The 26,532-nt window shown below is 70.3% G+C and carries 28 protein-coding genes and 1 pseudogene; 21 read left to right on the top strand and 8 right to left on the bottom strand.

The window, feature by feature from the left end; translation table 11 throughout:
* The first annotated feature begins 55 nt into the window (after positions 1-55).
* The 8 genes and pseudogenes from kdsA (at position 56) to VI238_RS02080 (ending at position 5,639) form a co-directional block, all read left to right on the top strand.
* Positions 56-886, top strand: coding sequence for a 3-deoxy-8-phosphooctulonate synthase (gene kdsA / locus VI238_RS02115; RefSeq protein WP_331647933.1), 831 nt, complete (start codon positions 56-58; stop codon positions 884-886).
* A 31-nt stretch (positions 887-917) separates the two neighbouring features.
* Positions 918-1,307 carry a hypothetical protein gene (locus VI238_RS02110; RefSeq protein ID WP_331647931.1) on the top strand — a complete coding sequence of 130 codons (390 nt, stop codon included), beginning with the start codon at positions 918-920 and terminating at the stop codon, positions 1,305-1,307.
* On the top strand, positions 1,304-2,599 hold the full coding sequence (gene eno / locus VI238_RS02105) for a phosphopyruvate hydratase (protein WP_331647929.1): 1,296 nt from the start codon (positions 1,304-1,306) through the stop codon (positions 2,597-2,599). The genes VI238_RS02110 and eno overlap by 4 nt, the downstream gene beginning before the upstream one ends.
* 10 nt (positions 2,600-2,609) lie before the next feature.
* Complete coding sequence (ftsB, locus tag VI238_RS02100; protein WP_331647927.1) at positions 2,610-2,927, top strand: cell division protein FtsB; 318 nt, start codon at positions 2,610-2,612, stop codon at positions 2,925-2,927.
* A complete protein-coding gene (gene ispD / locus VI238_RS02095; RefSeq protein ID WP_331647925.1) occupies positions 2,917-3,615 on the top strand; it encodes a 2-C-methyl-D-erythritol 4-phosphate cytidylyltransferase in 699 nt (232 codons plus the stop codon). The genes ftsB and ispD overlap by 11 nt, the downstream gene beginning before the upstream one ends.
* 106 nt (positions 3,616-3,721) lie before the next feature.
* Positions 3,722-4,189: pseudogene (gene ispF / locus VI238_RS02090) on the top strand (2-C-methyl-D-erythritol 2,4-cyclodiphosphate synthase); the annotation flags it as partial.
* An 83-nt stretch (positions 4,190-4,272) separates the two neighbouring features.
* On the top strand, positions 4,273-5,298 hold the full coding sequence (gene truD, locus VI238_RS02085) for a tRNA pseudouridine(13) synthase TruD (RefSeq protein WP_331647923.1): 1,026 nt from the start codon (positions 4,273-4,275) through the stop codon (positions 5,296-5,298).
* A gap of 119 nt (positions 5,299-5,417) precedes the next feature.
* Positions 5,418-5,639 (top strand): hypothetical protein, encoded by a 222-nt coding sequence (locus tag VI238_RS02080; RefSeq protein WP_331647921.1) that lies wholly within the window; start codon positions 5,418-5,420, stop codon positions 5,637-5,639.
* 48 nt (positions 5,640-5,687) lie between these two features.
* Here the strand turns inward: VI238_RS02080 and VI238_RS02075 are convergent, their stop codons facing one another.
* Positions 5,688-6,263 carry a Smr/MutS family protein gene (locus VI238_RS02075; RefSeq protein ID WP_414650014.1) on the bottom strand — a complete coding sequence of 192 codons (576 nt, stop codon included), beginning with the start codon at positions 6,261-6,263 and terminating at the stop codon, positions 5,688-5,690.
* Positions 6,264-6,526: 263 nt separating this feature from the next.
* Here VI238_RS02075 and surE point away from each other — a divergent pair, with 263 nt between their 5' ends.
* From surE to VI238_RS02050, 5 genes are all read left to right on the top strand, one after another.
* Complete coding sequence (surE, locus tag VI238_RS02070) at positions 6,527-7,303, top strand: 5'/3'-nucleotidase SurE (protein WP_331647919.1); 777 nt, start codon at positions 6,527-6,529, stop codon at positions 7,301-7,303.
* 2 nt (positions 7,304-7,305) lie between these two features.
* Complete coding sequence (locus VI238_RS02065; protein ID WP_331647917.1) at positions 7,306-7,986, top strand: protein-L-isoaspartate(D-aspartate) O-methyltransferase; 681 nt, start codon at positions 7,306-7,308, stop codon at positions 7,984-7,986.
* 49 nt (positions 7,987-8,035) lie between these two features.
* The gene (locus VI238_RS02060) at positions 8,036-8,641 is read left to right on the top strand and encodes a DedA family protein (RefSeq protein ID WP_331647915.1); all 606 of its coding nucleotides are present in this window, start codon (positions 8,036-8,038) and stop codon (positions 8,639-8,641) included.
* A 165-nt stretch (positions 8,642-8,806) separates the two neighbouring features.
* Entirely contained in the window at positions 8,807-9,661 is an 855-nt protein-coding gene (locus tag VI238_RS02055; RefSeq protein ID WP_331647913.1) for a peptidoglycan DD-metalloendopeptidase family protein, read from the top strand.
* Between the two features lie 232 nt (positions 9,662-9,893).
* Positions 9,894-10,769, top strand: coding sequence for a sigma-70 family RNA polymerase sigma factor (locus VI238_RS02050; RefSeq protein ID WP_331647912.1), 876 nt, complete (start codon positions 9,894-9,896; stop codon positions 10,767-10,769).
* Between the two features lie 31 nt (positions 10,770-10,800).
* Here the strand turns inward: VI238_RS02050 and VI238_RS02045 are convergent, their stop codons facing one another.
* The 4 genes from VI238_RS02045 to VI238_RS02030 all read right to left on the bottom strand — a co-directional run bounded on the left by VI238_RS02045 (position 10,801) and on the right by VI238_RS02030 (position 16,518).
* Complete coding sequence (locus tag VI238_RS02045; RefSeq protein WP_331647910.1) at positions 10,801-12,513, bottom strand: hypothetical protein; 1,713 nt, start codon at positions 12,511-12,513, stop codon at positions 10,801-10,803.
* 125 nt (positions 12,514-12,638) lie between these two features.
* Positions 12,639-14,717 (bottom strand): hypothetical protein, encoded by a 2,079-nt coding sequence (locus VI238_RS02040; protein WP_331647908.1) that lies wholly within the window; start codon positions 14,715-14,717, stop codon positions 12,639-12,641.
* A 104-nt stretch (positions 14,718-14,821) separates the two neighbouring features.
* A complete protein-coding gene (locus VI238_RS02035; RefSeq protein WP_331647906.1) occupies positions 14,822-16,333 on the bottom strand; it encodes a PAS domain S-box protein in 1,512 nt (503 codons plus the stop codon).
* Positions 16,330-16,518, bottom strand: coding sequence for a hypothetical protein (locus VI238_RS02030; RefSeq protein WP_331647904.1), 189 nt, complete (start codon positions 16,516-16,518; stop codon positions 16,330-16,332). Before VI238_RS02030 ends, VI238_RS02035 begins: the two co-directional genes overlap by 4 nt.
* 2 nt (positions 16,519-16,520) lie before the next feature.
* On the opposite strand from VI238_RS02030, the gene VI238_RS02025 reads away from it, so the two are divergent.
* The 4 genes from VI238_RS02025 (at position 16,521) to VI238_RS02010 (ending at position 17,990) form a co-directional block, all read left to right on the top strand.
* Positions 16,521-16,826: a hypothetical protein gene (locus VI238_RS02025; RefSeq protein WP_331647902.1), complete on the top strand. Its 306-nt coding sequence runs from the start codon at positions 16,521-16,523 to the stop codon at positions 16,824-16,826.
* 26 nt (positions 16,827-16,852) lie between these two features.
* A complete protein-coding gene (locus tag VI238_RS02020; protein WP_331647900.1) occupies positions 16,853-17,098 on the top strand; it encodes a hypothetical protein in 246 nt (81 codons plus the stop codon).
* Positions 17,099-17,308: 210 nt separating this feature from the next.
* Positions 17,309-17,569, top strand: a complete 261-nt coding sequence (locus VI238_RS02015) for a hypothetical protein (RefSeq protein ID WP_331647898.1) — start codon at positions 17,309-17,311, stop codon at positions 17,567-17,569.
* 34 nt (positions 17,570-17,603) lie between these two features.
* On the top strand, positions 17,604-17,990 hold the full coding sequence (locus tag VI238_RS02010; protein ID WP_331647895.1) for a VOC family protein: 387 nt from the start codon (positions 17,604-17,606) through the stop codon (positions 17,988-17,990).
* Positions 17,991-18,060: 70 nt separating this feature from the next.
* Here VI238_RS02010 and VI238_RS02005 read toward each other — a convergent pair whose 3' ends face one another.
* Positions 18,061-18,453: an Mth938-like domain-containing protein gene (locus VI238_RS02005; protein ID WP_331647893.1), complete on the bottom strand. Its 393-nt coding sequence runs from the start codon at positions 18,451-18,453 to the stop codon at positions 18,061-18,063.
* Between the two features lie 9 nt (positions 18,454-18,462).
* Complete coding sequence (yhbY, locus tag VI238_RS02000; protein ID WP_331647891.1) at positions 18,463-18,762, bottom strand: ribosome assembly RNA-binding protein YhbY; 300 nt, start codon at positions 18,760-18,762, stop codon at positions 18,463-18,465.
* Between the two features lie 137 nt (positions 18,763-18,899).
* Between yhbY and rlmE the strand changes: the two genes are divergently transcribed.
* From rlmE to folP, 4 genes are all read left to right on the top strand, one after another.
* Positions 18,900-19,520, top strand: coding sequence for a 23S rRNA (uridine(2552)-2'-O)-methyltransferase RlmE (rlmE, locus tag VI238_RS01995; protein WP_331647889.1), 621 nt, complete (start codon positions 18,900-18,902; stop codon positions 19,518-19,520).
* A gap of 91 nt (positions 19,521-19,611) precedes the next feature.
* A complete protein-coding gene (ftsH, locus tag VI238_RS01990; protein WP_331647887.1) occupies positions 19,612-21,555 on the top strand; it encodes an ATP-dependent zinc metalloprotease FtsH in 1,944 nt (647 codons plus the stop codon).
* 199 nt (positions 21,556-21,754) lie between these two features.
* The gene (locus VI238_RS01985) at positions 21,755-24,388 is read left to right on the top strand and encodes a S8 family serine peptidase (RefSeq protein ID WP_331647885.1); all 2,634 of its coding nucleotides are present in this window, start codon (positions 21,755-21,757) and stop codon (positions 24,386-24,388) included.
* Between the two features lie 191 nt (positions 24,389-24,579).
* Positions 24,580-25,473 (top strand): dihydropteroate synthase, encoded by an 894-nt coding sequence (gene folP, locus VI238_RS01980; RefSeq protein ID WP_331647883.1) that lies wholly within the window; start codon positions 24,580-24,582, stop codon positions 25,471-25,473.
* Between the two features lie 522 nt (positions 25,474-25,995).
* Here the strand turns inward: folP and VI238_RS01975 are convergent.
* Positions 25,996-26,532, bottom strand: a 537-nt coding sequence (locus VI238_RS01975; protein ID WP_331647881.1) for a hypothetical protein, incomplete at its 5' end; no start/stop codon positions are given.

Genomic DNA, 26,532 nt, shown 5'->3' with positions numbered 1-26,532 from the left:
GGCGGTTCGCGCAAGGCGTCCTGCGGCGCTCCGCCACCGTGGGAGCGGCATCGCGATGAAGCTTTGTGGTTTCGAGGTCGGCCTCGACAAGCCCCTGTTCCTCATCGCCGGGCCGTGCGTGATCGAGTCGATGCAGCTGCAGCTCGACACCGCGGGCACGCTGAAGGAAATCACCGATCGGCTCGGCGTGCCTTTCATCTTCAAGTCGAGCTTCGACAAGGCCAATCGCACCTCGGGCACGAGTTACCGCGGTCCCGGGCTCGAGGAGGGCCTCAAGGTGCTCGCCGAGGTGAAGCGCCAGATCGGCGTACCTGTGCTCACCGACGTGCACGAGTACACGCCGATGGCCGAAGTCGCGAGCGTCGTCGACGTGCTGCAGACGCCCGCGTTCCTCTGCCGCCAGACCGACTTCATCCACAATGTCGCGAGCGCGGGCAGGCCGGTCAACATCAAGAAGGGCCAGTTCCTGTCGCCGTGGGAGATGAAGCATGTCGCGGCGAAGGCGAAGGCGACCGGCAACGAGCAGATCATGGTCTGCGAACGCGGTGCGAGCTTCGGCTACAACAACCTCGTCTCCGACATGCGCAGCCTCAGCGTGATGCGCGATACCGGCTGCCCGGTCGTGTTCGATGCGACGCATTCGGTGCAGTTGCCGGGCGGCGCAGACGGCAAGTCGGGCGGCCAGCGCGAGTTCGTGCCGGTGCTCTCGCGCGCCGCGGTCGCGGCCGGCATCGCGGGCATCTTCATGGAAACGCACCCGGATCCGGACAATGCGCTCAGCGACGGACCGAACGCGTGGCCCTTGGCGAAGATGGCGGCGTTGCTCGAAACGCTGGTCGAGCTCGATCGCGTGGGCAAGCGCAACGGTTTCCTCGAAGCAGTCTGATGGGGGCGCGATGCCGTTCGACCACCGACCCGTGAAGCCGCGATCGGTGCAGCGATTCGCGCTCGTCGGCCTGTGCGCCTTCGGCGTCGTGCGTGCCGCGGCGCCCGCGCCCGCGCCGAAGGTCCATACCGGCCGCGACGATTGTGCCGGTGCGAGCGTCACGGCGACCTACTCGCCGCGACTGCAGTTCGGCCTCGACGGCCAGGCCATGTCGCCCGCGATGTTCGCCGCCGAAGTCGTGCGCCGGCGCGAAGGCAAGCCGCTCCGGTGCGTGATCGTCGTCGCCTCGTGCCGCGACGCGGCACTCTCGAAGCAGACCTACCAGGCGCTCAAGCCCTACGGCGTCACGCGCATTTCGTGGCAGCCGGACCCCACGTTGTTCCCCGATCCCACCACCAAGATGCCGGAGTGCACGCAGTGAGCCGAATTGAACGCATCCACGCCCGCGAGATCCTCGATTCGCGCGGCAACCCGACCCTCGAAGCCGAAGTCACGCTCGCCGATGGATCGTTCGGGCGTGCGGCCGTGCCGTCGGGCGCGTCGACCGGCTCGCGCGAGGCGGTCGAACTGCGCGACGGCGACAAGACGCGCTACCTCGGCAAGGGCGTGCGGAATGCGGTCGCCAACGTCAACGCGACGATCGCGGATGCGCTGAAGGGGTTCGATGCGGCCGACCAGCGCGGGCTCGACGCGAAGCTGGTCGCGCTCGACGGCACGCCGAACAAGGGCAGGCTCGGCGCGAACGCGCTGCTCGGCGTGTCGCTCGCGAACGCGCATGCGGTCGCGGCGTCGCGGAAGATCCCGTTGTGGAAATACCTCGCCGGCGATCGCGCCGCGCGCCTGCCGGTGCCGATGATGAACATCATCAACGGCGGCGCGCACGCGGACAACAACGTCGACATGCAGGAATTCATGATCCTGCCGATCGGCTTGCCGACGTTCGGCGAAGGCCTGCGCGCGGGGACCGAAGTCTTCCATGCGCTCAAATCCGTGCTCAAGGGCCGCGGCCTCAACACCGCGGTCGGCGACGAAGGCGGCTTTGCGCCGAACCTCAAGTCGAACGAGGAAGCGATCGAGACGATCCTCGCGGCGGTCGAGAAGGCCGGCTACGCGATCGGCAAGGACATCTGGCTCGGCCTCGACGTCGCGAGTTCCGAGTTCTACAAGGACGGCGCCTACCACCTCGAAGGCGAAGGCAAGGTGCTGAGTGCGGAGCAGCTGATCGAGTTCTACGCGGGGTGGTGCGCGAAATACCCGATCGTGACCATCGAGGACGGCATGGCCGAAGGCGACTGGGACGGCTGGAAGCGCCTCACCGAGCGCCTCGGCAGGGACGTGCAGCTGGTCGGCGACGACCTGTTCGTCACCAACACGTCGATCCTCGAGCAGGGCATCGATCGGCACATCGCCAACGCGATCCTGATCAAGGTCAATCAGATCGGTACGCTGACCGAGACGCTCGACGCGATCGCGATGGCCGACGCGGCGAAGTACGCCTCGATCATCTCGCACCGCTCGGGCGAGACCGAGGACACGACGATCGCCGATCTCTCGGTGTCGACCGCGGCGACGCAGATCAAGACCGGCTCGCTGTGCCGCTCCGACCGCGTCGCGAAGTACAACCAGTTGCTGCGCATCGAAGAGGCCATCGGCGCGGCTGCGCGCTACGCCGGCAAGGACGCGTTCCCGAACCTGCCGAACTTCGCCCGCTGAGGCTTCGCGCATGTTGCGCTGGGTCGCCCTCGTTCTCGTGATCGTGCTGATCGCGCTGCAGGTTCGCCTGTGGACGGGGCAGGGCGGCCTGCGCGATGTGTGGCGGCTGCAGCAGCGCGTGGCCGAACAGAAGGCAGAGAACGAGCGCCTCAAGAAGCGCAACGAGACGCTGTCGGCCGAGGTGGAGGACCTCAAGCACGGCGAAGAGGCGATCGAGGAACGCGCGCGTTCCGAACTCGGCCTGCTCAAACCGGGCGAGACGTTCTACCAGGTCGTCGAACCCGGCGACGCTTCGCGGACCGAAGACGGCCAGGCGCATGGCCGCTGATCGCTTGTGGTGCGTGGTCCCCGCGGCCGGGCGCGGACAGCGCTTCGGTGCGGAATGCCCGAAGCAGTACGTCGCGCTCGGTGGGCGACCGCTGATCGAATGGACGCTCGAGCGCCTCGCGGCGACGCCGTGCATCGCCGGCATCCTGCTCGTGCTGGCCGCCGACGACCGCCGGTGGGTGAGGCGCGAGTCCGTCGGCGGCAAACCGCTGCTCGTCGCGACGGGCGCAGCCGAGCGCAGTGGCTCCGTGCTCGCGGGCTTGCGCGCCCTGCCGCCCGACGTCGGCGACGAAGCGTTCGTGCTCGTCCACGACGCGGCGCGGCCGTGCGTGCCCGCTGCGGACATCCTGCGCCTCGTCGCGCTAGGCGGCGCCGCCGGCGGCGGCCTGCTCGCGGCGCCGCTGCGCGACACGCTCAAGCGTGCGGACGGGGCCGGCCGCGTCGCCGCGACCGAATCGCGCGAAGCGCGCTGGCGCGCGCTGACGCCGCAGCTGTTCCGGCGCGGCGAACTCGTCGCCGCGCTCGCGCGCGCGCACGCGGACGGCGCCGCGATCACCGACGAGTCGATGGCGATGGAGCGCGTCGGCCATCGCCCGCTGCTCGTCGAAGGCGCGGAAAGCAACATCAAGGTGACGACGCCGGCCGACCTCGCGTTGGCGGAATACCTGTTGCTGAGGGCTGAGGGCTGAGGGCCGGCGGTGCGCGCTCCGCTTCGGCCCAGCCCCGGCGACCGGTTGCACCGCACGCCGCACGCTTGCCGTATCCTTGCAGCCCCCAGCTCCCGGCCCTCACGAGATGCGCATCGGCCAAGGCATCGACGTCCACGCCTTCGGACCGGGTGACCACGTCACCCTTGCCGGCGTACGCGTGCCGCATACGCACGGACTCGTTGCGCATTCGGATGGCGACGTGGTGATCCATGCGCTCTGCGACGCGGTGCTCGGCGCGCTCGCGCTCGGCGACATCGGCCATCATTTTCCGCCCGATGATCCGCTCTGGAAGGATGTCGACAGCCGGCATTTGCTGTTGCGCTGCATGGCCTTCGCGATCGAGCGCGGCTACGCGCTCTCGAACGCGGACATCACGGTCGTATGCGAACGGCCCAGGCTCGCGCCGCACGTCGAGGCGATGCGCCTCAACCTCGCGGCCGACCTCGGTTGTACCGTCGGGGACGTCAGCGTGAAGGCGACGACGAGCGAGAAGATGGGCTTCACCGGGCGTGGCGAGGGCATCGCCGCGTTCGCGGTCGTGCTGCTGCACCGGCACCGCGCCGCGGCGACGGTCACGCCACCGGCCACGCCCGCGCTCGAAGCATTCGCGCGCCGGCTCGAGCCGGACGAACTCGAATGAGCGGTGCGCTGCCGTACGCGCACGGCGGCCCACCCGCGACCGGCGTGCTGCGTGCGGACCCCGTCGATTTCCGCGTCGACGAAGTGCTCGGTTTCGAGCCTTCCGGCAGCGGCGAGCATGCATTCCTCGTGGTCGAGAAGACCGGGGCGAACACCGAGTGGGTCGCGCGCGAGCTCGCGCGCGCGGCCGGCGTCGCGCCACTCGCGGTCGGCTTCGCCGGGCTCAAGGATCGTCATGCCGTCACGCGGCAGGCGTTCACGGTGCAGCTCGCGGGACGCGCCGACCCGGACTGGTCGGCCGTGGCCATCGAGGGCGTGCGCGTGCTCTCGGCGACGCGCCACAACCGCAAGCTCAAGCGCGGCGCGCATCGCGGCAACCGTTTCCGGATCGTGTTGCGCGACGTGCGCGGCGATCGCGACGCGATCGAAAACCGCATCGCCGCGATCGCCGCCCGCGGCGTGCCGAATTATTTCGGCGAGCAGCGCTTCGGCCGCGACGGCGGCAACCTCGCGCTCGCGGCGCGCCTGTTCGCGGGCGAACGCATGCCGCGTGAGCGCCGCGGCATCGCGCTGTCGGCGGCGCGCTCGGAACTGTTCAACGCGGTGCTCGCCTCGCGCGTCGAGCGCGACGACTGGAATCGCGCCGTCGACGGCGAAGTCTGGATGCTCGACGGCACGCACGCGATCTTCGGGCCGGAGCCGTGGAGCGACGACCTCGCGCGCCGGCTCGAAGCAGGCGACATCCACCCGACCGGCCCTCTGTGGGGGCGCGGCGAGCTGCGCTCCGTCGGCGCCGTGGCCGCGCTCGAGCGCGCGGCGATCGCTCCGCACGCGGCGATCGCCGAGGGCCTCGAACGCGCCGGCCTCGAACAGGAACGCCGCGCGCTGCGCCTGCGCGCGGCGGGCCTCGCGCACGCGTGGGAGGGTTCCGACCGGTTCGTCGTCGAGTTCGCCCTCGGCGCCGGCAGCTTCGCGACGACCGTGTTGCGCGAATTGTGCGACTGGCGCACTGAAATGGCGTGATGCGGCGAAGCGGGGGTTTCGCGCGGCGGGGCACATGCCGGGCGCGTCGATCGGGCGTATGGTGTCCGCGCGATCATGGCGATCGTGCCGTGGTCGCGGCGTCCGAAGCGGAGGTTGTCATGCGATCGCTCGCGATTGGATTGACGGTACTGCTGGGCTTGGGCCTGTCGGCGTGCGCCGGCAGCGGCGGCCGCAACGGCATGGCGCGCCGCTCGTACGACGGCGACATCGATTACGGCAAGGTCATCGCGGTGAACCAGTGGGCACTTCGCCGCCACGCGACCGTGATGTGGGTCAATTACCCGACGCGTCCCGAGCGCCTCGCGCGCAACGACGGTTGAGGTCCCACGTTGCCTGGCATCGGCGCACGCGCGTCGCGCGTGCCGTCCTCACGCGCCCTGCAGGAGCACGATCACCGCGCCCGTGCCGCCCTGCGCGGGGCGCGCCGACGTGAAGGCGAGCACGTCCGCACGCCGGCGCAGCAGGCCGTCCGTGAGTTGCTTGAGCACCGGGCCGTGCGCCTTCGAGCGCAGGCCCTTGCCGTGCACGATGCGCACGCACAGTTCATCGTGGCGGCGGCAATCGTCGAGGAACTGGCGGATCGCCTCGCGCGCGACTGCGACGCTCATCTCGTGCAGGTCGATTTCCGCGCGCACGCTGAACTGGCCACGGCGCAGCTTCTGCAGCAGCCTCGGCGGCTGGCCCGGCTTGAGGTAGCTGATCTCGTCGCCGACCTCGATCGCACCGTGGTCGATCGCGTGCGTGAGCAGTTCGTCGCGCACGCTCGCCTCGTCGCGCTCGGACTGGAGCGGTTCCGGTGCGGGCCGCGGCCGCGTCGGTTCGGCCGCCTCCGGTTCCGGCAGCGGGCGCACTTCGCCGATCGCGTCGCGGAACAACCGCGCGTCCTCGTCCGGCGACGAAGCGTCCTCGATCGGCGCACGGGAGGCGACGGCGCGCCGTCGCAGCGCATCGCGCACGCGCACTGACCAGGGCTTGTCGTCGGATATCGTCACGAACGTGCGTAAAGCTGCGTGCTCGTCTCGGGCGGGCGGCCCGTCGCATCGGGCCTGTTCGGTAGGGTCCGAGCGTAACCACGCGGGTCCGCATCGACAACCGCCTGCCTGCCCGGCGTCAGCGTCCGCCGGCCCGATCCGCTATCATGCCTGCTTCCCCGAGAACAGATACCCGCTGGTGTGCCGTGCGCGCTGGCGCGGGCGCAGGAAGCCGCATGCGAGTCCTGGTTTCAAACGATGATGGCGTCGACGCACCGGGCATCCACGTGCTCGCGCGGCGCCTCGGAGCGGTGGGCGACGTCACCGTCGTCGCGCCCGACCGCGACCGTTCCGGCGCGAGCAATTCGCTGACCCTCGACGCGCCGATCCGCGCGCTGCGCCTCGACGACGGTCGCTGGCGCGTCGCCGGTACGCCGACCGACTGCGTGCACCTCGCGCTGTCCGGCCTGCTCGACCACGAGCCCGACATCGTCGTTTCGGGCATCAACAATGCGGCCAACCTCGGCGACGACGTCATCTATTCGGGCACCGTGTCGGCGGCGATGGAAGGACGCTTCCTCGGCCTGCCTGCGATCGCGGTGTCGCTCGTGACGAAGGACCACAAGGGCACGCACTACGACAGCGCCGCCGAAGCCGTACTCCTGCTCATGCGCCGCCTGCTCGTCGATCCGTTGCCGGCCGATACGATCCTCAACGTCAACGTGCCCGATCGGCCGTGGCACGAGATCCGCGGCCTCGCGGTCACGCGACTCGGACGGCGACACCGCTCGGCGCCGTGCATCGCTCAGAACGATCCGCGGGGCCGGCCGATCTACTGGATCGGCCCGCCGGGCGAGGCTGCCGACGACGGCCCCGGCACGGACTTCAACGCGGTGCGCGACGGCTACGTCTCGATCACGCCGATCCATGTCGACCTCACGCGCTTCCAGGCACTCGAGAAGGTGAGCGGCTGGGTCGCTGCGCTGCGGCCTGACGTCGCCGGGGCCGCCTGACCATGAGTCCGCTGTTCTCGCGCCCGGATCCGTCGTCGCGCGGCCTCGGCATGACCTCGCAGCGGGCGCGCGATCGCCTCGTCGACCGCCTCGTCGCCGAGGGCATCCGCGACCGGCGCGTGCTCGACGTCATGCGCCAGTTGCCGCGCCACCTGTTCATCGACGAAGCACTCGCGTCGCGCGCCTACGAGGACACCGCGCTGCCGATCGGGCAGGGACAGACGATTTCCCAGCCCTGGGTCGTCGCGCGCATGACCGAAGCGCTGATCGAGGCGAGGCTTCCGCGCCGCGTGCTCGAGGTCGGCACCGGGTCGGGCTACCAGTGCGCGGTGCTCGCCGCGCTCGTCGAGCAGGTCCACACGGTGGAGCGTATCGACGAACTGCTGCGCAACGCGCGGCGCCGCTTCCGCAAGCTCGGCCTGTCCAACATCCGTTCGAAGCATGACGACGGTCGGCTCGGCTGGCCCGAGCAGGCGCCGTTCGACGCCATCATCGTGACCGCGGCGGGGGCGGCGCTCGAGCCCGCGCTGCTCGCGCAACTCGCGCCGGAGGGGTACCTCGTCGCGCCGGTCGGGCCGTCGGGCCGCCAGGGCCTGCTGCGCGTGCGACACGGCGACGACGGATTCGTCTCCGAGAATCTCGGCGCGGTCAGTTTCGTACCCCTGCTCGGCGGCCTCGGATGAACGGCACCGCGACGGATCGCCGCCTCGTGAACGGCAGGGAGCGCATTCGATGAAACTCTTCCGGCCGCTGTACGAACGCGCGCTCGTGTGGGCGTCGCATCCGTTCGCCGAGCGTTACCTCGGCGTGCTGAGCTTCGTCGAAGCGATCATCTTCCCGATCGCGCCCGAAATCATGCTCGCGCCGATGGTGCTCGCGCAGCCACGGCGTTGGGCGCGCTATGCGGGCGTGAGCCTCGCGTGTTCGCTGGTCGGCGCGCTGGCCGCCTATGCGCTCGGCCACTTCGCGTTCGACGCGATGCGACCGTTGTTCGCCTGGCTCGGCTGGCTGCCCCGCATCGACGCGCTCGTCGCCGAGCTGCGCACCGAGATGGGTGCGCATCCGTGGCAGGCGTTCTGGATGCTCGTTGCGGCCGGGTTCATCCCGGTGCCGCTCAAGATCTTCACGTGGGCGTCCGGCATCGTCGGCATGCCGTTGCTGCCGTTCGTCGGCGGCATGGTCGTCGGGCGCGGCAAGCGCGTGTTCCTGCTCGCGGGCGCGATCCGCCTCGGCGGCCGGCGTGCGGAGGAACTGCTGCATCGCTGGATCGAGTGGATCGGGTGGCTCATCGTCGCGGCGGTCGCCGGGTTGATCGTGTACCTGAAATTCATGCGGTAACATATTGTCATGCGGAGATATTTCTGCGGTGGATTCGAGCGGCGCCTCGTCGGCCTGATGCTCGCTGCGTGCATCGGGGGCTGCGCCTCGACGGGACCCGCGCCGGTCGAGGACCGCAGCCTTGACCGACCGCCTCGCGCGCGCGCGCCCGCCGCGGCTGTCGGCGTGAAGGCCGACACCTATCTCGTGCAGCGCGGCGACACGCTCTACAGCATCGCGTTCCGCCACGGCGTCGACTACCGCGAACTCGCGGACTGGAACGGCATCGGCGCGCCGTACACGATCTATGTCGGCCAGGAACTGCGCACGAGCGCGCCGCCGGCGGCGGCGGCGCCGGCAGGGGCCTCGCGCATGGCGGCGGCTCCGCCGCCGCCGCGCCCGAATACGGTCGCAACGCCGACGAAGAACAGCGCTCCCAGGCCCGGCGCCTTCGAACCCCTGCAATCCACGCCCGCACCGACGCGCGCGGAGGCGCGTGCCGCGACGGCGCCCGCCTCGTCCAGTCGCGACGTGCCGCCGCCTGCGGGGACGGCGGCCGCTCCGTCGGCGACGACCGCGGGAGCCGCATCGACGGGCGCGGGTGCCGCACCTGCGCCGGCGCCGAAACCCACGGCGCCGCCCGCGCCGGAGCCTGCGCTGCCCGCCGGCGAGGTCAGTTGGCGCTGGCCGGCCGAGGGACCCATCGTCGGCAGCTACGCGGCGGGCGATCCGACGCGACAGGGCATCGACATCGCCGGCAAGAGCGGCGATCCCGTGCGTGCCGCCGCGGACGGCGCCGTCGTCTACAGCGGCAATGGCCTGATCGGCTACGGCGAACTCATCATCATCAAGCACAGCCCGAGCTTCCTCTCCGCGTACGGCCACAACAGCAAGCGCCTCGTGAAGGAAGGCGATCGGGTCAAGGCCGGGCAGGTGATCGCCGAGATGGGTTCGAGCAGCGCGAGCCGCGACTCGCTGCATTTCGAGATCCGCCGCAACGGAAAACCGGCGAACCCGGTCGACTTCCTGCCGCGGCGTTGAGCGTCGTGCGGCGGCGACGCAGGTGACCTCGAGGTCCGCGCGCGCGCGTCGAAGGAATGCATTCGCCGACATCGGCATGCGCGGAACCCGTCCCTCGCACGGAGAAACCCGTATCGCGCTCGCGGGTCCGCGGCTTCCCGCGCACGCCCCGTCGTTCGCGCACGCCGTCCCGCTCGTTGGACCCGCATGCGCGGAAATGACGCCTGCATCGGCGTTGCCGTAAGCTGCGTCCGTGACGCGGCCCGACGCCAATGATGCCCATGCCCAGCAGGACGGGATCCTCGATCTCGTCGACGCGATCGAACCGCAGGACGAAGAAGCACGCAGTTCCGCGAGTGCGTACCTCGGCGAGATCGGCTACATCGAACTGCTCGGTGCGCGCGAGGAATGGGCGCTCGCCGAGCGCGTGCAGTCCGGCGACGCGGATGCGCGCCGCCGACTCATCGAGGCGAACCTGCGCCTCGTCGTCAGTGTCGCGCGACCGTACGTCGGCCGCGGCGTCCCTCTCATGGATCTCATCGCCGAAGGCAACCTCGGGCTCATCCGTGCAGTCGGCAAGTTCGACCCCGCGCGCCGGTTGCGCTTTTCGACCTACGCGGTGTGGTGGATCCGCGAAGCGGTGCAGTCGGCCGTGATGAACCAGGGCCGCACCGTGCGCCTGCCCGTGCACGTGCTGCGCGAGCTCGCCCAGGTGCTGCGCGCCGAACGCGAGCTCGCCGCGCGCAATGGCGCGGCGCCGAGCCTGGACCAGATCGCGGAGGTCGTCGGCAAGAGCGTGCAGGACGTCGCCGAACTGTTCCGCGTCAGCGAGCGCGTCGACTCGCTCGATGCGCTCGACGCCGGCGAGCGCGCGCTGATCGGCACGATCCAGGACGGCGATGACGGCACGAACGAAACCGCGGCCGCGATCGGCAGCGAGCGACTGAACGCGCTCATCGCCCGCCTCAACGAGCGCCAGCGCCTCGTGCTGCAGCGCCGTTTCGGTCTCGACGGCACGCCCGTGCAATCGCTCGCCGACATCGGCCGCGACCTCGGCATCTCGCGCGAGCGCGCGCGGCAGATCCAGGAAGAGGGCCTCGAGCGCCTGCGCAAGCTCGCCTCCCAGTGAGCGCGCGCGGCAGCGCCCGCGCCCCGCCGTTTCACGGCGGCGCTGGATCGAAGCCGTCGGCGAAGACGAGGTCGACGAGTTCATGGGCGCCGCGATCGAACGGCGTCGGCGAGCCGGTGGCCGATTGCGGGCGTGGATGGCCGGCGACATCGACGTGGCTTGCGCCCGTTCCGGCTGCCGCCGCGGTGTCCGCGCACGCGTCGACGTTCGTCGAATCGGCGCGCAGCCGGAAGTCGCCGGTCGCCGCATCGACGAAGCCGGGGTCGGTCGTGACGCCGTCGATGCCCGCGCCCGCGTGCACGTTCATGCACGTGCTCGACACCGTCTCGCCCGCGTTCGTGTCCTGCACGAGCACTCCGGGCTGCCAGACGACGCTGCGGTCGAAGTGCAACGCCGCGGCGCCTCCGCTCTCGCGCACGTCGACCAGCGGCGAGAGCGTCGCGTTGCCCACGACCGTGCTCGCGCCGAGCGTGAACAGGTTGTCGCTGCCGTAGAGCACGATCAGGCGGCCGGCGCCCGCATCGTTGTCGTGCACGAGGCTGTCGACCACGCGCACCCCGCTGTGGCCGTCGAGGCGGACGAGCGACTGGCCGGTGTGGGACGCGTTGCCGGCGACGTCCGTCTGCGCAATGACCGCAACCGCGTCGATGACCTGCAGCGCGCTGGCGGCCGCGGTCGGCACATCGTCGACCGTGTTGTCGACGATGCGGCTGCAGACGGCGTCGCGGGCGCACGACGTACCGCCGTCGGCGCCGCGTTCGAGCGCGAGATACGCGCCGCTCTCGACGTAGGCCGCGGCGCCGAAGCCGCCCACGCTGTTGCTGGCGAGCGTGATGCCGGCGCCGTGGAACTGCGTGCCAGCGGCGCTGAGGTGGATGCCGCCGCCGCGGCTCGCGCGATTCGCCTCGAACGTGACGGGCTGGTGGTCGTTGTCGAGGCCGATGTTGCTCGCATTCGTCGCGTAGAGGCCGCCGCCGAAGAACGTCGCGGTGTTGTCGCGCACGAGCGCCGACAGCAAGGGATGGCCGGCGACGACGAGTGCGGCCGCGCCCGCGTCGAGATCGCAGGCGAGCAGCGCGATGCCGCCGCCGTAGTCGGCGTCGTTGCCCTGCACGAGCGCGCTGCTCAGCTGCACGCGCGCGTCGGCGCAGTACACGCCGCCGCCGAACGTCGCTGCGTTGCCGTCGCCGTTTCCGACCTCGGGCGTGCCGACCGTGCTGTGCACGAGGCGCAGCACGGTCTGCGCCGGCGACACACCCGTCACGGAGATGCCGCCGCCGTCGGCAGCGCTGTTCGCCGTGACCAGGGTGTCGTCGAGGCGCACGTCGAGCAGTCCGTCGACCTCGATGCCCGAACGCGTTCCGCCGCGGACCTCGAGATGCTCGAGCCGCACGCTGCGCGACGTGCCCGCGGCCTGGATGCGCAGCACCGGCAGGTTCGCGCCGGCCGCACCTTCGATGAGCGTCCGCTGCGCGGACGGCGTGCCGGCGCAATCCGCCCAGCCGCCTTCCAGCGTCACGCTCCTGTTCGAGATCGTGAGATTCGTGTTCGCGTATGACTGGTTGTTCGCGATGCGGATCGTCGCGCCCTGCGGCACGGCGCCGAGCGCGGTCGACAGCGAGCCGAAGTTGCACGGCGCGCCGCCGCCGCCGAGCCAGAATACCGGGCCGCCGGCGACGGCCGGCGGCGAATGCAGCAAAGCGAGCGAGACGGCGAGCAGGCCGGCACGGATTCGAACGAACACGAGGCATCTCCCGTGGGCGGCGCAAGGCCGCGGACCTGACGGAATACGCAGCCGGGCGCATGAAACGCCATGCGCGCGGCGCCGCGCGCGGGGCGTCGGGAGATTGCGCGCCGCGCGCGGAGGACCTAGGGCTGCAACTGGAGCCGGTTCGCCGTACCCGCGAGATCGCGGTTGAGCGTGAGCCACAGCTCGTTCGCGCCCGCGCGCAGCGACGGGTAGTAGTCGACGTCGGCGACGAGCGTCGCGCCATCGAGCTTCACCGTCTGCGGGTATGCGCTCATGCCGCGCACGACGAGCAGCGGGTGCTTCAGCGTGCGACCGGCACCGACCGCGATGTTCGCGTCGAGCGCGTTGGCGGCGGCATTGAACGTAAGCGCCCCGCGCACCGGGTCGTAGCCGGCGGGCGCGTAGGTGATCGTATCGCTGCGCGCGGGGCCGGCCGGCCCGCTCGTCGCGACGCTGCCGACGCTCGCACTCAAGACGAGTGTCTGGATCGCCTCCACTTCGGCGCGTTGGCTCTCGACCGGATTCGCGGTGTGCGGGCCGAGTACGACGTAGACGGCATAGCTCTTCTTCGGATAGCCCGACGCGGTCGCGACGACGCCGTCATGCACGTCGTAGCTCGTCTGGCCGAGGAAGCCGTACGACGTGCCCCAGGTCAGGCGCGCGTTGTTGCTCGACGTGCCGACGTCGATCGAGTACGAGTTCGCCTGGTACGGCCAGCTGTCCTGCCATGGCATCGCGTAGCCGTCGCCGGCATCGCCTTGCGCGCTCGTGTGGTTCCAGTACGCAGTGACGTCGTGATAGAACGCATTGCGCGCACCCGCGTCCTGCTGCGTCATCGTCTGGCTCTGCACGAGCCCCATCGTCGCGTTCGTCGTCGTCACCCAGAGCTTCACGTACGGGACGCTGTTCGGCGTATTCCAGGTCCACGCACTGTCGAGCGTGACCGGCGCGGTCGTGCTCGTGAACTGCCAGCGATCGCCCCATGCGACGCCGCTGATGTCGGCGGCGCCGCTGCCGTCGATCTCGAGTTCGCCGTAAGGCGCGCGCGAATCGTCGAACAGGTAATCCGCGCCGAGCGCGCTCATGTCCCAGGTCACCGACCAGAGCGGATTGTCGCGGCCGGTCGAGAAGGTCCAGTCGATCGTCACGGGCACGACCGCGCTCGCGCCGCCCGCCGCCGAGCTGCAATGGCGCGGGTAGGCCTGCGTGAAGCGGAAGATCGCATGGTGGCGGCCTTCGAACACGCGCTGGAACGACCCTGGCGTACCGTAGCCGAGCGGCGAATCATCGCCATTGCAACCGCCGCCGTTGCTCGGCCAGGCCGAATGCGAGACGACGTAGCCGAACCCACCCTGTCCCGCGTTGCCGTAGTCGGTGACGCCGGCGACGCGCGTCGAGCCGTCAGGCATCCGGTACCGGAACTCACGCAGCGCGCCGCCGCGGTTCGGGTAGCCACCCGGTGCGGTCGGACCGGTCTGGCCGTCGTTGTGCGCGAGCACCGCAACGCGCGGCGCGTTCGCCGAATCGCGCCAGGTGAAGCGGTCGCTGACCATCGAGTCGACCGTCACGTCGTGTTCCTCGACGAGCAGGTCCGCCGCGACGGGCGCGCCCTCGAACCCGTTCGCGTAGATCGGATCGACGACGTTCGACCCTGCCTGCAAGGCGACGTCGTCGATGTACAGCGTCGGCTGCGCGCCCGCGGCATCGCTGACGATGTCGATGCGGTCGAACGGCCCCGAGTACGACAGCGGCGGCTGCGCGAGCGGCACGGTGGCTTCGCGCCAGGTGCCCGCGGCCGGCGCGCCACCGGCGATGTACGGGCCGAGGTCGCCCTGCGCGACGACCGTGCACGGGTTGCCGGATGCGCTGCAGTTCGTCTGCAGCACCAGCCCCAGCTGCTGGCCGCCGGCCGTTCCACCGTGCACCCAGAAGTGCAGCGTGGGGTAACCCGTCGTGGACAGGAGGCCGGACTCGTGCGTGAACGACACCGCATTGAACGCGTTGCCCGCGAACGCGATCGAGCGGATCCCCGCGTGTACCGGCGTCGTATTGGCGAAGTCGCTGCCGCCGCCGTAGGACCAGTCGCCGAAGCCGTTCTCGAGCGCGTCGTCGTAGACGACCAGCGCTTGCCCGCGCGCGAGCGGTGCGAGCGAGAGCAGGACGACGGGAAGGAGCACGAAGCGACGGCGGAAGGACATGGCGGACTCGCGTGGTCGGAGGACGTTTCCCGATTACGCGATTGTGCGCCGGATTCGGCCACCGCGGTTCGTCGCGCCATCCGCCGACGGCGCCACGCCCCCGATCAGGCGTGGCCGCGGCGTGATCGCTCCGCCGTGGCGGGCAGGCCGCGCATGCCGCGCTCGCGTACCCACAGCATCGCCTCGGCACGGCTGCGCACGCCGAGCTTGGCGTAGATCGAGGTCGCATGGTTGCGCACGGTGCGCGGCGAGAGCCCGAGGCGCGCCGCGATGGTCTTGTCCGCGAGCCCTTCGCCGATCAGCGCGAGCACCTCGCCCTCGCGGCGGGTGAGGCTCGCGAGTTCGGCCGAATCGACCGGCGCGTCGCCGCGGCGGACGCGGGCGAGTCGCTCGATCAGCGGCCGGCTGAACCACGAGGCGTCCTGCATGATCGCCTCGACCGCATCGGCGAGCTCGAGTTCGCGCCGCTTGCGATGGGTGATGTCGAGGTAGGCGATGAGGACGCAGTCGCGGTCCTCGATGCGCACGGTATCCGCGGAGACCAGCACGTCGATCGACTCGCCCTCGCGCAGCGCGAGCGTGAGTTCGGCGTTGCGCACCCGCCCATGCGACCCGAGCTGCGCAGCGACGCGCTTGCGCTCCGGCCCCGATCCGAGCAGGCCGAGGTCGTCGAGCGTGCGGCCGGCGAGCTCGGTCGTGGGCCGCGCGGCGAGGGCGGAGGCGGCTTCGTTGACGTCGGTGATCTCGAGCGTGTCGGCGCGGCACACGATGGCGGGGAGCGGCGACATCGCGAATGCCTTGGCGAACTTCTCCTCGCTGTGGCGCAGCGCGAGTTCGACCTTGCGACGCGGTTCGAGGTCGATGAAGGTGAACAGCATGCACGGCTCGCCCGCCATCTCGATCGGCTGTCCAGCGACGACGACGAGCCTGCCGCTGCCGTCGGCGGCGATCAGTTCGGCTTCCATCTGCGGAATCGTCTGCCACGCCGACAGCCGCGCGATCGCGTCGTCGCGGGCGGCCGCGTGGGCGAGCACGTCGAGCTCGTAGGTGGAGCGACCGACCACCTGCTCGCTCGTGAAGCCGGTCATCTGCAGGAACCCGGGATTGACCTTCACGTAGCGCAGGTCGCCGATCCGACAGATCACCGCGGGTGCGGGATTGGCGCCGAACGCCTTCTCGAAGCGGTGTTCGGCGCTCGCCCATTCGGTCATGTCGGTGATGAACAGCGCATGGAGGTCGGCGGTGCCCTGCGGCGACAGGATCGTCTGCCCGCGCACGCGGTGCACCCAATGGGAGTCCGGATCGGCGTGCGCCTGCACGTCGACGATCACGCCATCGAAGATCTCGCCTGCAGCGACGCGTTCGAGCGGGTACTGCGCGGCCCTGAGCGGATGATGGTTGCGGTACTTCAGGCGGAACAGGCGCCGATAGCCCGCGGTCGTGCCGCCGAGTTCGGACGGCGTCTTCACGCCGTGCAGCGCGCAGGCCGACGCGTTGGCCCATAACACGTCGCGCTTGCGCCCGACGAGGATCACGCCTTCGGCAAGGCCGGCGAGGATCTGGCGAAGCTGGTCGAAGTCCGCGAGGGAGGCCGGTGGTGTCGGTGTTCTGCTCATGCCGTGAGCGATGCGTCGATGTCGAGAGGGGTTACGGGGCCCGGCACGGGACACATGCCCCGGGCGATCCGGGGCATGCGTCCCACGACGGCGTTCAGCTCGGCGCGCAGACTTCCGCGCTTCCAGGCCGCGGCCATCATGGCGTCGACGCATGAACGAAACGGAAACGACAGCAGGATCATCACGGATGCACACCCTCGCCGTCATCGAGACGACGGCCTCGCTCGAGGACGTGCGCGCGCTGCTCGCGGGCTTCGGCAGCGCGGCACCTTACCGCATCGAGCACTTCATCAAGTCGCCGCACGGCTCGTCCTGGTACAGCGTCTGCGTCGCGGTGTCGCAGACCGACGACGCGCTCGCGACCACGCGCGGCGTGCTCGAAGCGCTGCTCCGATTCGCCGACCTCGGTCGTCTCGACCGATTCCGGATCGTCTGGGGGTCGTGGGTGTTGCGCGACGGCCCGGCCGAGGCGTGGGAGCCCGGCGTCCAATGAGGCGCCGTACGCGACGGGCGGCGCACATGCTCTCGGGCGATCTCGCCGCCACCGCACTCGCGATCCACGCCGCCCTCGCCGACGGCGACGTCACGGTATGGTCGAACGCGGTGGGCGACATCCTCTGGACCGTCGATGTCGACCCGGCGCAACGCGCCGCGACCGACACGACGATCGGCTGGTATCGCCTCGGCGTGTCCGCGGGCGACATCGAGGACGATCTGCGCGCCGTGCGCAGCACCTATGCCGGGGGCGCGATCCTGCTGGATTGATCGCGCGCGGCGCGCGGCCGCGAAGGGACTCATGGTGCCGGCGGATTTCGACGAGCGACATGATCCGGAGCGGCCGCATATGGACCTCCGCACGCGGGCCCGCGGATCGCAAATTCGTGTGAAGCGGGTCCCGTTTCGAGACCCGCGTCACCGATTGGGCGGGGGGCGGGGCCCATAGTGGCCCTCCCGGAGCACGATCCCGGAGCAGTCATGAATCCCGAGTGGCGCATCGTCGCGGTCGTCAGCACGCCGGTCCTCAGCAACTCCGTGCGCGACGTGTGCGATGCGGAACCCTCGTACTACCGCAGTCGCAAGCTGCCCTCGCGGTGCGAGTCGCTTTCGCACTGGGAGCTCATGGTCAACTACGCGCAAGGCGAATTGTCCGGTGCGGCGTCGGCGGGAATCCTGCTGCGCATCCTGCGGACGATGGCCGCCGCGCGCGTCGTCGACCTCGAAGTATCCTGCGACTGATGCCGCGCTCCGACGAGGGGCCGGTCGCGACGCGATGAAGCGCACCTGGACCGTCATCGGCGTCCGCGACGTCGCGCGCAGCTTCGCGTGGTACCAGCGCTTGTTCGGCCAGCCGGCGGGCGCGCCGGCGCACGCCCATTTCGGCCAGATCGTGGACTCCGACGGAACCGTGCTGCTGTGCCTGCACGCGTGGGGAGCGCACGAGCATCCCACGCTGGCGAGCCCTGGCCGTGCCGAGCCCGGCAATGGCCTGCTGCTGTTCTTCCGCGTCGACGACTTCGACGCCGCGCGCGAGCGCGCACGGGCCCTGGTCGACGGATTCGAGGAGGATGCGAACCGCAACCCCAACACCGGGACGATGGAATTCTCGCTGCGCGATCCCGACGGCTATTACGTGACGATCAGCGCCTGGCCGGCGTGACCTGCGGGCCCGCGCACGCGCACGGCGAGCGTGGCAACCCGAACCGGGCGTCACGGCCCCGTCGCGCGACTCAGGCGGCCGCGCCGGGCGGAGGCGGCAGCATGATCGCGGCGACGACGCGGCGGCCCTCGCCTGCGAGCAGGTTGTAGGTGCGGCAGGCGGCCGAATTCGTCATCACTTCGACGCCGATGCGCCGGCGAAGCAAGGCCGCGAGCGCCTCGCGTGGCGGGAAAACCTGTGTTTCGCCGGTGCCGAGCAGGACCACTTCGGGCGCGAGCGCAGCGACCGACTCGGCGGCCGCGACGTCGAATTCCGCCGCGACCTTCACCGGCCAGTGCTCGACGATGCGATCGGGTGCGAGCAGGAAACTCGTCCGGAGTTCGCGATCGACGACGCTCACGGCGCCGGGCGCGCAGGAGCGGAAGAAGAAATACCCTTCCGGCAGTTCATGCGTGAGCTGCACGGCGCGGCCCTAGCCTTTCGGCAGCGGGAACTGGTTGCGGTCCGGATTGCGCTTGTAGAAGCAGGCGACCTTGCCGATCGCCTGCACGAGTTCGGCACCCGAATGCGCGCGGATCTCCTCGATCGATGCCGCACGCGACGCGCGGTCGTCGTCGGCGAGCTTGACCTTGACGAGCTCGTGGTGGTCGAGTGCGCCGTCGAATTCGGCCAGCAGGGCGGCCGTGACGCCCTTCTGCCCGACGAGGATCACGGGCTTGAGGTCGTGGGCGAAACCGCGCAGGTAGCGCTTCTGGGAGGCGGACAGGGGCATGAACGGCAACCGAATCGAGGCGGGCGGGAGAGCCGACCGCGGGTCGGACAGGGTATCATGGCCGCCTTGACGAGTCCCTCGCAGCAGGCGCCGGTCACCGGCGTGCGCCGCCACGGGCAGAACGCGACTCCGGGCCCATGGCGCGCAGCAAATCGAGTTCCCGCTGGCTGCGGGAACATTTCAACGACCCCTACGTGAAGCGGGCGCAGGCCGAAGGCTGGCGTTCGCGCGCGGTGTTCAAGCTCGAGGAGCTTATCGAGCGCGATCGCCTGCTCAAACCGGGCATGGTGATCGTCGACCTCGGCGCCGCGCCGGGCGGCTGGTCGCAGGTTGCGCGCGAACGGCTCGGCGACAAGGGGCGCTTGATCGCACTCGACATCCTGCCGATGCAGGGCATCGGCGGCGTCGAGTTCATCCTCGGCGATTTTCGCGAGGACGCGGTGCTCGAGCAGCTGAAACAGGCGCTTGGCGGTGCCGAGGTCGATCTTGTGCTTTCGGACATGGCCCCCAACATGAGTGGCGTGAACGCGGTCGATCAGCCGCGTTCGATGCACCTGGTCGAACTTGCGGAGGAATTCGCCGCCCAGCACCTGCGCAAGGGCGGGGCATTCCTGACCAAGGTTTTCCAGGGCGAAGGATTCGACGATTTCGTCAGGCGCTTGCGTGCAGGCTATGAGCGAGTCAGCATCCGCAAGCCGAAGGCTTCCCGGGCACGCAGCCCGGAAGTGTATGCGCTGGCCGTGGGCAAGCGCGCGTGAGGGCATTCATGTTCGAAATTTTCCAGACCACCGCCGCTATTCGTGAACCGTCCGCGCAGGGTTGCCCGGCCGCTCGCGGGAGTTCCGCACGATGAACGACATGGCCAAGAATCTGCTGCTCTGGGTGGTCATCGCGGTCGTGTTGCTGACCGTGTTCCAGAGCTTCAACCCGCGCGTCTCGCAGCCGACGGACGTGCCGTATTCGCAGTTCACCCAGCAGGTGGGCAACGGCAGCGTGTCGTCGGTGACGTTCAGCGCCGAGATCCCATCGAAGGCGACGGCCAAGCTCAAGGACGGAACCAGCACCGTGTCGACGATCGTGCCGATCGACGGCAACAAGGACCTGCTCGAGCTGCTCGCGAAGAACAACATCGAGGTGCGCCAGACGCCGCCCGACAACGTGATGCCGCTCTGGCGCATCCTGCTCGACTGGGTGCCGATCCTCATCTTCATCGGCCTGCTGGTCTATTTCATGCGCCAGATGCAGGCGGGCGCGGGCGGGCGCGGCGCGATGTCGTTCGGTCGTTCGCGCGCGAAGCTGCAGGGCGAGGACCAGGTCAAGATCACCTTCGCCGACGTCGCAGGCTGCGACGAGGCGAAGGAGGAAGTGTCCGAACTCGTCGAGTTCCTGCGCGACCCGTCGAAGTTCACCAAGCTCGGCGGCAAGATCCCGCGCGGCGTGCTCATGGTCGGTTCGCCCGGCACGGGCAAGACGCTGCTCGCGAAGGCGATCGCGGGCGAGGCGAAGGTGCCGTTCTTCTCGATCTCGGGCTCCGACTTCGTCGAGATGTTCGTCGGCGTCGGCGCGGCGCGCGTGCGCGACATGTTCGAGCAAGCGAAGAAGCACGCGCCGTGCATCATCTTCATCGATGAAATCGACGCGGTCGGCCGCCATCGCGGCGCCGGCCTCGGCGGCGGCCACGACGAGCGCGAGCAGACCCTGAACCAGTTGCTGGTCGAAATGGACGGCTTCGAGGGCAGCGAAGGCGTGATCGTGATCGCCGCGACGAACCGCCCGGACGTGCTCGATCCCGCGCTGCTGCGCCCGGGTCGCTTCGATCGCCAGGTCGTCGTGCCGCTGCCCGACCTGCGCGGGCGCGAGCAGATCCTCAAGGTGCACATGCGCAAGGTGCCGGTCGCCGCCGACGTGGAGCCGCTGACGATTGCGCGCGGCACGCCGGGCTTCTCCGGTGCCGACCTCGCCAATCTCGTCAACGAGGCGGCCCTGTTCGCCGCGCGCGAGAATTCGCGCGAAGTGCGCATGGATCACTTCGAGCGCGCGAAGGACAAGATCATGATGGGCGCCGAGCGGCGCTCGATGATCATGAGCGAAGACGAGAAGAAGCTGACCGCGTACCACGAGGCGGGTCACGCGATCGTCGGCCGCCTCGTGCCGGACCACGACCCGGTCTACAAGGTCACGATCATTCCGCGTGGCCGCGCGCTCGGCGTGACGATGTACCTGCCCGAGAACGACCGTTACAGTTACAACAAGGAAAACATCGTCAGCCGGCTCTGCTCGCTGTACGGCGGCCGCGTCGCGGAGGAGCTGATCTTCGGTGCCGACAAGGTCACCACGGGCGCGTCGAACGACATCGAGCGCGCGACCAAGATGGCGCGCAACATGGTCACGAAGTGGGGCCTGTCGGACAAGCTCGGCCCGATCGCGTACGGCGAGGAGGAGGACGAAGTGTTCCTCGGCCGTTCGGTCACGCAGCACAAGAACGTTTCCGACGAGACCGCGCGCCGCATCGACGAGGAAGTGCGCGACATCCTCGACCGTGCGTACGCGCGCAGCAAGGAGCTCCTCACGGAAAACCTCGCCAAGCTGCACACGATGGCGGAAGCGCTGCTGCAGTACGAGACGATCGATGCCGCGCAGATCGAGGACATCATGGCTGGTCGCACGCCAGGTCCGCCGAAGGACTGGCGCGGCGACAAGAAGCCGGGCAGCGGCGGTGGTGGCGACAAGCCGCGTGGCGAGAGCCCGATCGGCGGTCCCGCGGTGCAGCCGCGCGAACGCCTCGGCGACTGAGCCCATCGCATCCGCAGCATGACGAAGGCCGTCCCTGGGGACGGCCTTTTTTTCGGGCGCGCGCCGGAGCCGGGCGGTGCGTCGGGTGGTATACACTCGAATTTTGCCGCGCGATGCGGCGGGCGCCCTGGGGACGTCCGGCGATGCCGATGGCGCGGCCGCACCGGTGGGTTCTCCAGCCACCCCGGGGAGCCAGCGCATGCCTTGCATCCATCGTCCGACCTTGATCGCGGCGGCGATCGCCGCGTCGTTCTCGATAGCCGCGTCGGCGACGCCGCCCCCGGCGCGCATCTACGGGTTGCGCGTGGAAGCCGCGGCGGAGCAACTCGCGCGCGTGCGCGGCACGTCGGCGGGCAGCACCGATTACGGCCGCTTCCAGTGGCTCACCGTCGACGATGCGCAATTGCGCGGTATCCGCAGCGCGGGCTTCGACGTCGACGTCATCGCCGAACCGTTCGTGCTCGATCTCGGCGGCGCGCGGTTCGATCCCGTGCGTGCGCCGCCGTCACTGCCCGCCGGCTGGCGACATGTCGCATCGACCACGGCCGACGGCAGCGACCTGCACCTCGTGCAGTTCACCGGCCCCGTACGCGAGAGCGATCTCGACGCCTTGCGCGCGGCCGGGGTCGAACCGGTCCAGTACATTCATCCGTTCACGTACGTCGTGTGGGCGCGCCCGTCGCAGCTGCGGGCGGCATCCGCGCGCGCCGCCGTGCGCTGGAGCGGCGATTTCGCCCCGGCCTACCGGGTACTGCCGCAGTGGCGCGCGCTGCCGCCCGACACGATCGAGGCGCACGTGAGCACGTATCGAGGCGCTGCCGGCGTCACCGCCCGCCTGCGCGCAGCCGGCGCCGACGTCGTCGGCGAGCGCGCCGTCGACCGCACGTTTTCGGTCGTCAGCGTACGCGTCGCGGGAGACCGCCTCGGGACGCTCGCGAACGTTCCTGGCGTCTACAGCATCCAGCCCGTGCCGCGCGACGGCGGTTTGCGCGGCGAGATGAGCGACCAGATCGCAGCCGGGAACTACGGCGGCAACAACCTCGCCGTGCCGGGCTACCTCGCCTACCTGGAGCAGATCGGCCTCGATGGCGCGGGTGTCGTGATCGCCGATGTCGATGGCGGCATCTACGACACGCATCCGGATCTCGTGCATCGCATGCTGCCGTGTGCGGGCACGACCTGCGGCGGCGCCGCGAGCGATGCGCACGGTACGCACACGGCCGGCATCATGGCCGCGGACGGCAGTTCCGGTACGCTCGCTAACGGGTTCCTGCGCGGGCTCGGCATGGCGCCGGGCGCGAGGCTCGTCGAGCAGCTGTACGACCCGACATTCACGCAGGCGGGCGGCATGCTCCTGCTCATGACCGAGTCGCAACGCAACGGTGCGGTCATGTCGGGCAACAGCTGGGGCCCCGCGGGCTCGCCGCGTGGCTACGACGACGATACGCGCCAGGTCGACGTCGGCGTGCGCGATGCGGATCCCACCGCGCCGGGCGACCAGCCGCTCCATTTCGTGCTGTCGTTCATGAACGGCTATGGCGGCGTCAGCTCGCAAGGCACGCCCGACGAAGCGAAGAACATCTTCACGATCGGCTCGACCAAGATGCAGAGTTCGGCGACCGTGCAGATCGCCGCGATCGACGACCTTTCTTCGAACAGCGCCCACGGGCCCGCGCTCGACGGGCGCAGCATTCCCGCGATGGTCGCCCCCGGGTGCAGCGTCGATTCGAGCGCGAGCGCGACCGGCTACGAGCTCATGTGTGGCACCAGCATGGCCTCGCCGCACGTGACCGGTGCCTCCGCGCTGTTCGTCGAGTACTACCGCAACCTGTTCGGCCACGACCCGAGCCCGGCGATGATCAAGGCCGCGTTCACCGCGGTGGCGAAGAACCTCACCGGCAACCACGACGCGGACGGCGGCGTGCTCACGCACCTGTTCGACAGCAAGCAGGGCTGGGGACGCCTGCAGCTGCCGCCCGTGTTCGCGCCGGACGCGGCGGTCGAGTACGTCGACCAGGCGACCGTGTTCGACAACACCGGCGAGAGTTGGACGCATACCTACACGGCGGCGGACCCGGCCAAGCCGATCCGCATCATGCTCGCCTGGACCGACGCGCCCGGCCACGGCCTCGGCGGTTCGACGCCCGCGTGGAACAACGACCTCGATCTACGCGTGACCGCCGACGGCACCGTCTATCGCGGCAACGTGCTCGACGACGCGGGCTGGTCGACCCCGGGCGGCAGCGCCGACGCGAAGAACAACACCGAAGCGGTTTTCCTGCAGTCGGCACAGCATGCGGGCTCCGTCACGGTGGAAGTGCTCGCGACCGACGTCAATTCGGATGCACTGCCGCACTCGGGCGACGCGACCGACCAGGACTTCGCGCTCGTCTGCTACAACTGCGTCGGCGAGGTTCCGCCGTCGGCGAATCTCGGCGTGAGCGCGAGTGCGGATGCGGCGTCCGTCGTCGCGGGCCAGGCGATCCAGTACACGGTCGACGTGCACAATGACGGCCCCGATGCCGCGAACCACGTCGAAGTCGTCGTCACCGCTCCCGACCTCGCGAGCGCGGGTACGCCGGGGTCGTCGGGATGGACCTGCCTCGGCCTCGGCGCGAACCTGCAGTGCGCACTCGCCGATCCGCTCGCCGCAGGCGCGAGCGCGACGCTCGTCCTCGACACCGTCGTCGGCGCGAACCCGGCCGACCCGGTCACTACGACGTTCGCGGCGAGGGCCGACGAGGCGGACGGAAACGCCGCCGACGACACGGCGGTCGTTTCGACGCCGCTCGACGATGCGATCTACGCCGACGGCTTCGAAGCGGCCGGATGAACGCGTCGACATACGTCCCGGCGCGCGACGGGCGCATCGCGACATGCGTCCCGAGGCGCGCACGGCGACCGCCGTGCCGCCGTCGCCTGCCGTCGCGTGACGGAGCGAGGAGCACGACCCACTCGCTGTTCGCGACGAACCGATGAGGGAAGCGCGCATACAATGCCCGGGCCGCCCACCCGGAAGCCGCCATGTTCCACGCCCGCCTCGACTGCAACGGCCGTGAGCTCGTGCTCGACCGCACCCTCGTGTGCGGCATCGTCAACGTGACCACCGATTCGTTCTCCGACGGCGGCGAATTCGTCGATCCCGCGCGCGCGGTCGCGCACGGCATTGCGCTGGTGGAGCAGGGCGCGGACCTGCTCGACATCGGCGGTGAATCGACGCGGCCCGGGGCGGACGAGGTCGACGCGGCGACCGAGATCGCACGCGTCGCACCCGTGATCGAAGCGCTCGCGCGACAGGTGAAAGTGCCGATCTCGATCGACACGTCGAAGGCCGAGGTCATGCGCGCTGCAGTCGGCGCGGGCGCGGGGCTGATCAACGACGTGCGCGCGTTGCGCGGCGACGGTGCGCTCGATGCGGCCGCCGCGCTCGGCGTGCCGGTCTGCGTGATGCACATGCAGGGCGAGCCGCGCACGATGCAGGACGCGCCGCACTACGACGACGTCGTCGGCGAAGTACACCGCTTCCTCGCCGAGCGGCTGTTCGCGTGCCAGATGGCCGGCATCGACAAGAAGAAGATCCTCGTCGATCCCGGCTTCGGCTTCGGCAAGACACTCGAGCACAACCTCGCGTTGCTGCGCGCGCTCGAGCGCTTCGCCGAGATCGCGCCGGTGATGGCCGGGCTCTCGCGCAAGCGCTCGATCGGCATCCTGACCGGCCGCGAGGAACCGCACGAGCGGGTGGCGGGTTCGGTCGCGGCGGCGCTGATCGCCGCGCAACGCGGCGCCGCGATCGTGCGCGTGCACGACGTCGCGCCGACGCGCGATGCACTCGCGGTCTGGCAGGCGGTCGCCGCCGGGGACGGATCGGCGCGCAAGCCACCCGCGGCGAAAACGACGGGTCTCTGGGACGACGACTGACCCGCCGACTGCCGCGCCGCTCAGGCCACCCTGGGCGCGGGGCGTCTTCGCGGACGGAATGCCGATGCGCGCGTCCACCCCGGTCTTCGCGGCACCGGTCCGCCGGGAGCGGCGGACCGGTGCGCGTCAGGGAGAAATTCCCGCCGTCGCCCGAGGGAGAGAGGGAGGCGACGGCGGGGCCGGTCGGGGCTGTTGGGGGGTACCCCGACCGGGGGGACTTTGCACCGAGGACGTTGCATGCGGCCGCTTCGTCGCAGCCGCAACGGATCGCGCGCCGAAACGTGCGGGCCGCACGCCGGACCGTTGCCTGCCCTCGACGGCATCCGGTGCGGCAGGCGCCTGTCGAACGGCGGCCCTCGATGGAACCGGGGCAGGATCGCGCGGGGAGTGCGCCGCTGCACTCCATCTTCATTCGTTTTCCGTTCGTATCGCATGAAGCGACGCTGACGGACGGCGGCATGGCCGGCTGGACGGCCGTTCGACGGGGGCGCCGCGGCCAGGGCGGGGGGCCGCGCGGCCGGCCTACCCGCGGCGCGTCGGCGTTTCGGCGTCGCCCGTGGCCGGCACCGGCCGTTCGCCCGCGAGCGCGCGCACGCGCGCGAGGGCCGCGCGCCAGGCGTCGGTCTGGTGCAGCGCCTCGTAGAGGTGCGCCTGCAGCAGTGCGCAGTCGTAGTCCTGTTCGGCCCAGCGCGCGACGCGGCCGACGACCTCGCTCGCGCGATCGAGCTCGCGGTCCGCGATGAGGCTCGCGCCGTAGGACGAGACGACGACGGCGAGGTCCTTCGGAACGCCCCATCGCTCGGCGTCGGCGAACGCGGCCGCATAACTGCGGTAGGCGTCCTCGCGCCGCTGCCCCGCGCGCGCGAGCTCGGCATCGGCCAAGCGCGCGAACTGGCCGATCGACGGCATGTCGGCGTGCTCGCTGGTCCAGCGCTGGAACTGCGCACATTCGTCCTGCGCGTCGTCGGAGCGCCCGGCGGCGATGAGTGCGCGCACGCGCGTGAGCCAGGCCTGCGCGCGCACGTGCGCTTCGTCGGTGGTCGGCAGCGCGGCGACCGC

Source organism: Dokdonella sp., assembly GCF_036518555.1.
GTDB lineage: Bacteria > Pseudomonadota > Gammaproteobacteria > Xanthomonadales > Rhodanobacteraceae > Dokdonella_A.
This window is presented reverse-complemented; position numbering and strand designations above follow the sequence as displayed.

Coding starts and splice junctions, on each gene's coding strand:
- kdsA (WP_331647933.1), top strand. CDS start 56: ATGAAGCTTTGTGGTTTCGAGGTCGGCCTCGACAAGCCCCTGTTCCTC.
- ftsB (WP_331647927.1), top strand. CDS start 2,610: ATGTTGCGCTGGGTCGCCCTCGTTCTCGTGATCGTGCTGATCGCGCTG.
- ispD (WP_331647925.1), top strand. CDS start 2,917: ATGGCCGCTGATCGCTTGTGGTGCGTGGTCCCCGCGGCCGGGCGCGGA.
- truD (WP_331647923.1), top strand. CDS start 4,273: ATGAGCGGTGCGCTGCCGTACGCGCACGGCGGCCCACCCGCGACCGGC.
- VI238_RS02080 (WP_331647921.1), top strand. CDS start 5,418: ATGCGATCGCTCGCGATTGGATTGACGGTACTGCTGGGCTTGGGCCTG.
- surE (WP_331647919.1), top strand. CDS start 6,527: ATGCGAGTCCTGGTTTCAAACGATGATGGCGTCGACGCACCGGGCATC.
- VI238_RS02065 (WP_331647917.1), top strand. CDS start 7,306: ATGAGTCCGCTGTTCTCGCGCCCGGATCCGTCGTCGCGCGGCCTCGGC.
- VI238_RS02060 (WP_331647915.1), top strand. CDS start 8,036: ATGAAACTCTTCCGGCCGCTGTACGAACGCGCGCTCGTGTGGGCGTCG.
- VI238_RS02040 (WP_331647908.1), bottom strand. CDS start 14,717: ATGTCCTTCCGCCGTCGCTTCGTGCTCCTTCCCGTCGTCCTGCTCTCG.
- VI238_RS02035 (WP_331647906.1), bottom strand. CDS start 16,333: ATGAGCAGAACACCGACACCACCGGCCTCCCTCGCGGACTTCGACCAG.
- VI238_RS02025 (WP_331647902.1), top strand. CDS start 16,521: ATGCACACCCTCGCCGTCATCGAGACGACGGCCTCGCTCGAGGACGTG.
- VI238_RS02020 (WP_331647900.1), top strand. CDS start 16,853: ATGCTCTCGGGCGATCTCGCCGCCACCGCACTCGCGATCCACGCCGCC.
- VI238_RS02015 (WP_331647898.1), top strand. CDS start 17,309: ATGAATCCCGAGTGGCGCATCGTCGCGGTCGTCAGCACGCCGGTCCTC.
- VI238_RS02010 (WP_331647895.1), top strand. CDS start 17,604: ATGAAGCGCACCTGGACCGTCATCGGCGTCCGCGACGTCGCGCGCAGC.
- yhbY (WP_331647891.1), bottom strand. CDS start 18,762: ATGCCCCTGTCCGCCTCCCAGAAGCGCTACCTGCGCGGTTTCGCCCAC.
- rlmE (WP_331647889.1), top strand. CDS start 18,900: ATGGCGCGCAGCAAATCGAGTTCCCGCTGGCTGCGGGAACATTTCAAC.
- ftsH (WP_331647887.1), top strand. CDS start 19,612: ATGAACGACATGGCCAAGAATCTGCTGCTCTGGGTGGTCATCGCGGTC.
- VI238_RS01985 (WP_331647885.1), top strand. CDS start 21,755: ATGCCTTGCATCCATCGTCCGACCTTGATCGCGGCGGCGATCGCCGCG.
- folP (WP_331647883.1), top strand. CDS start 24,580: ATGTTCCACGCCCGCCTCGACTGCAACGGCCGTGAGCTCGTGCTCGAC.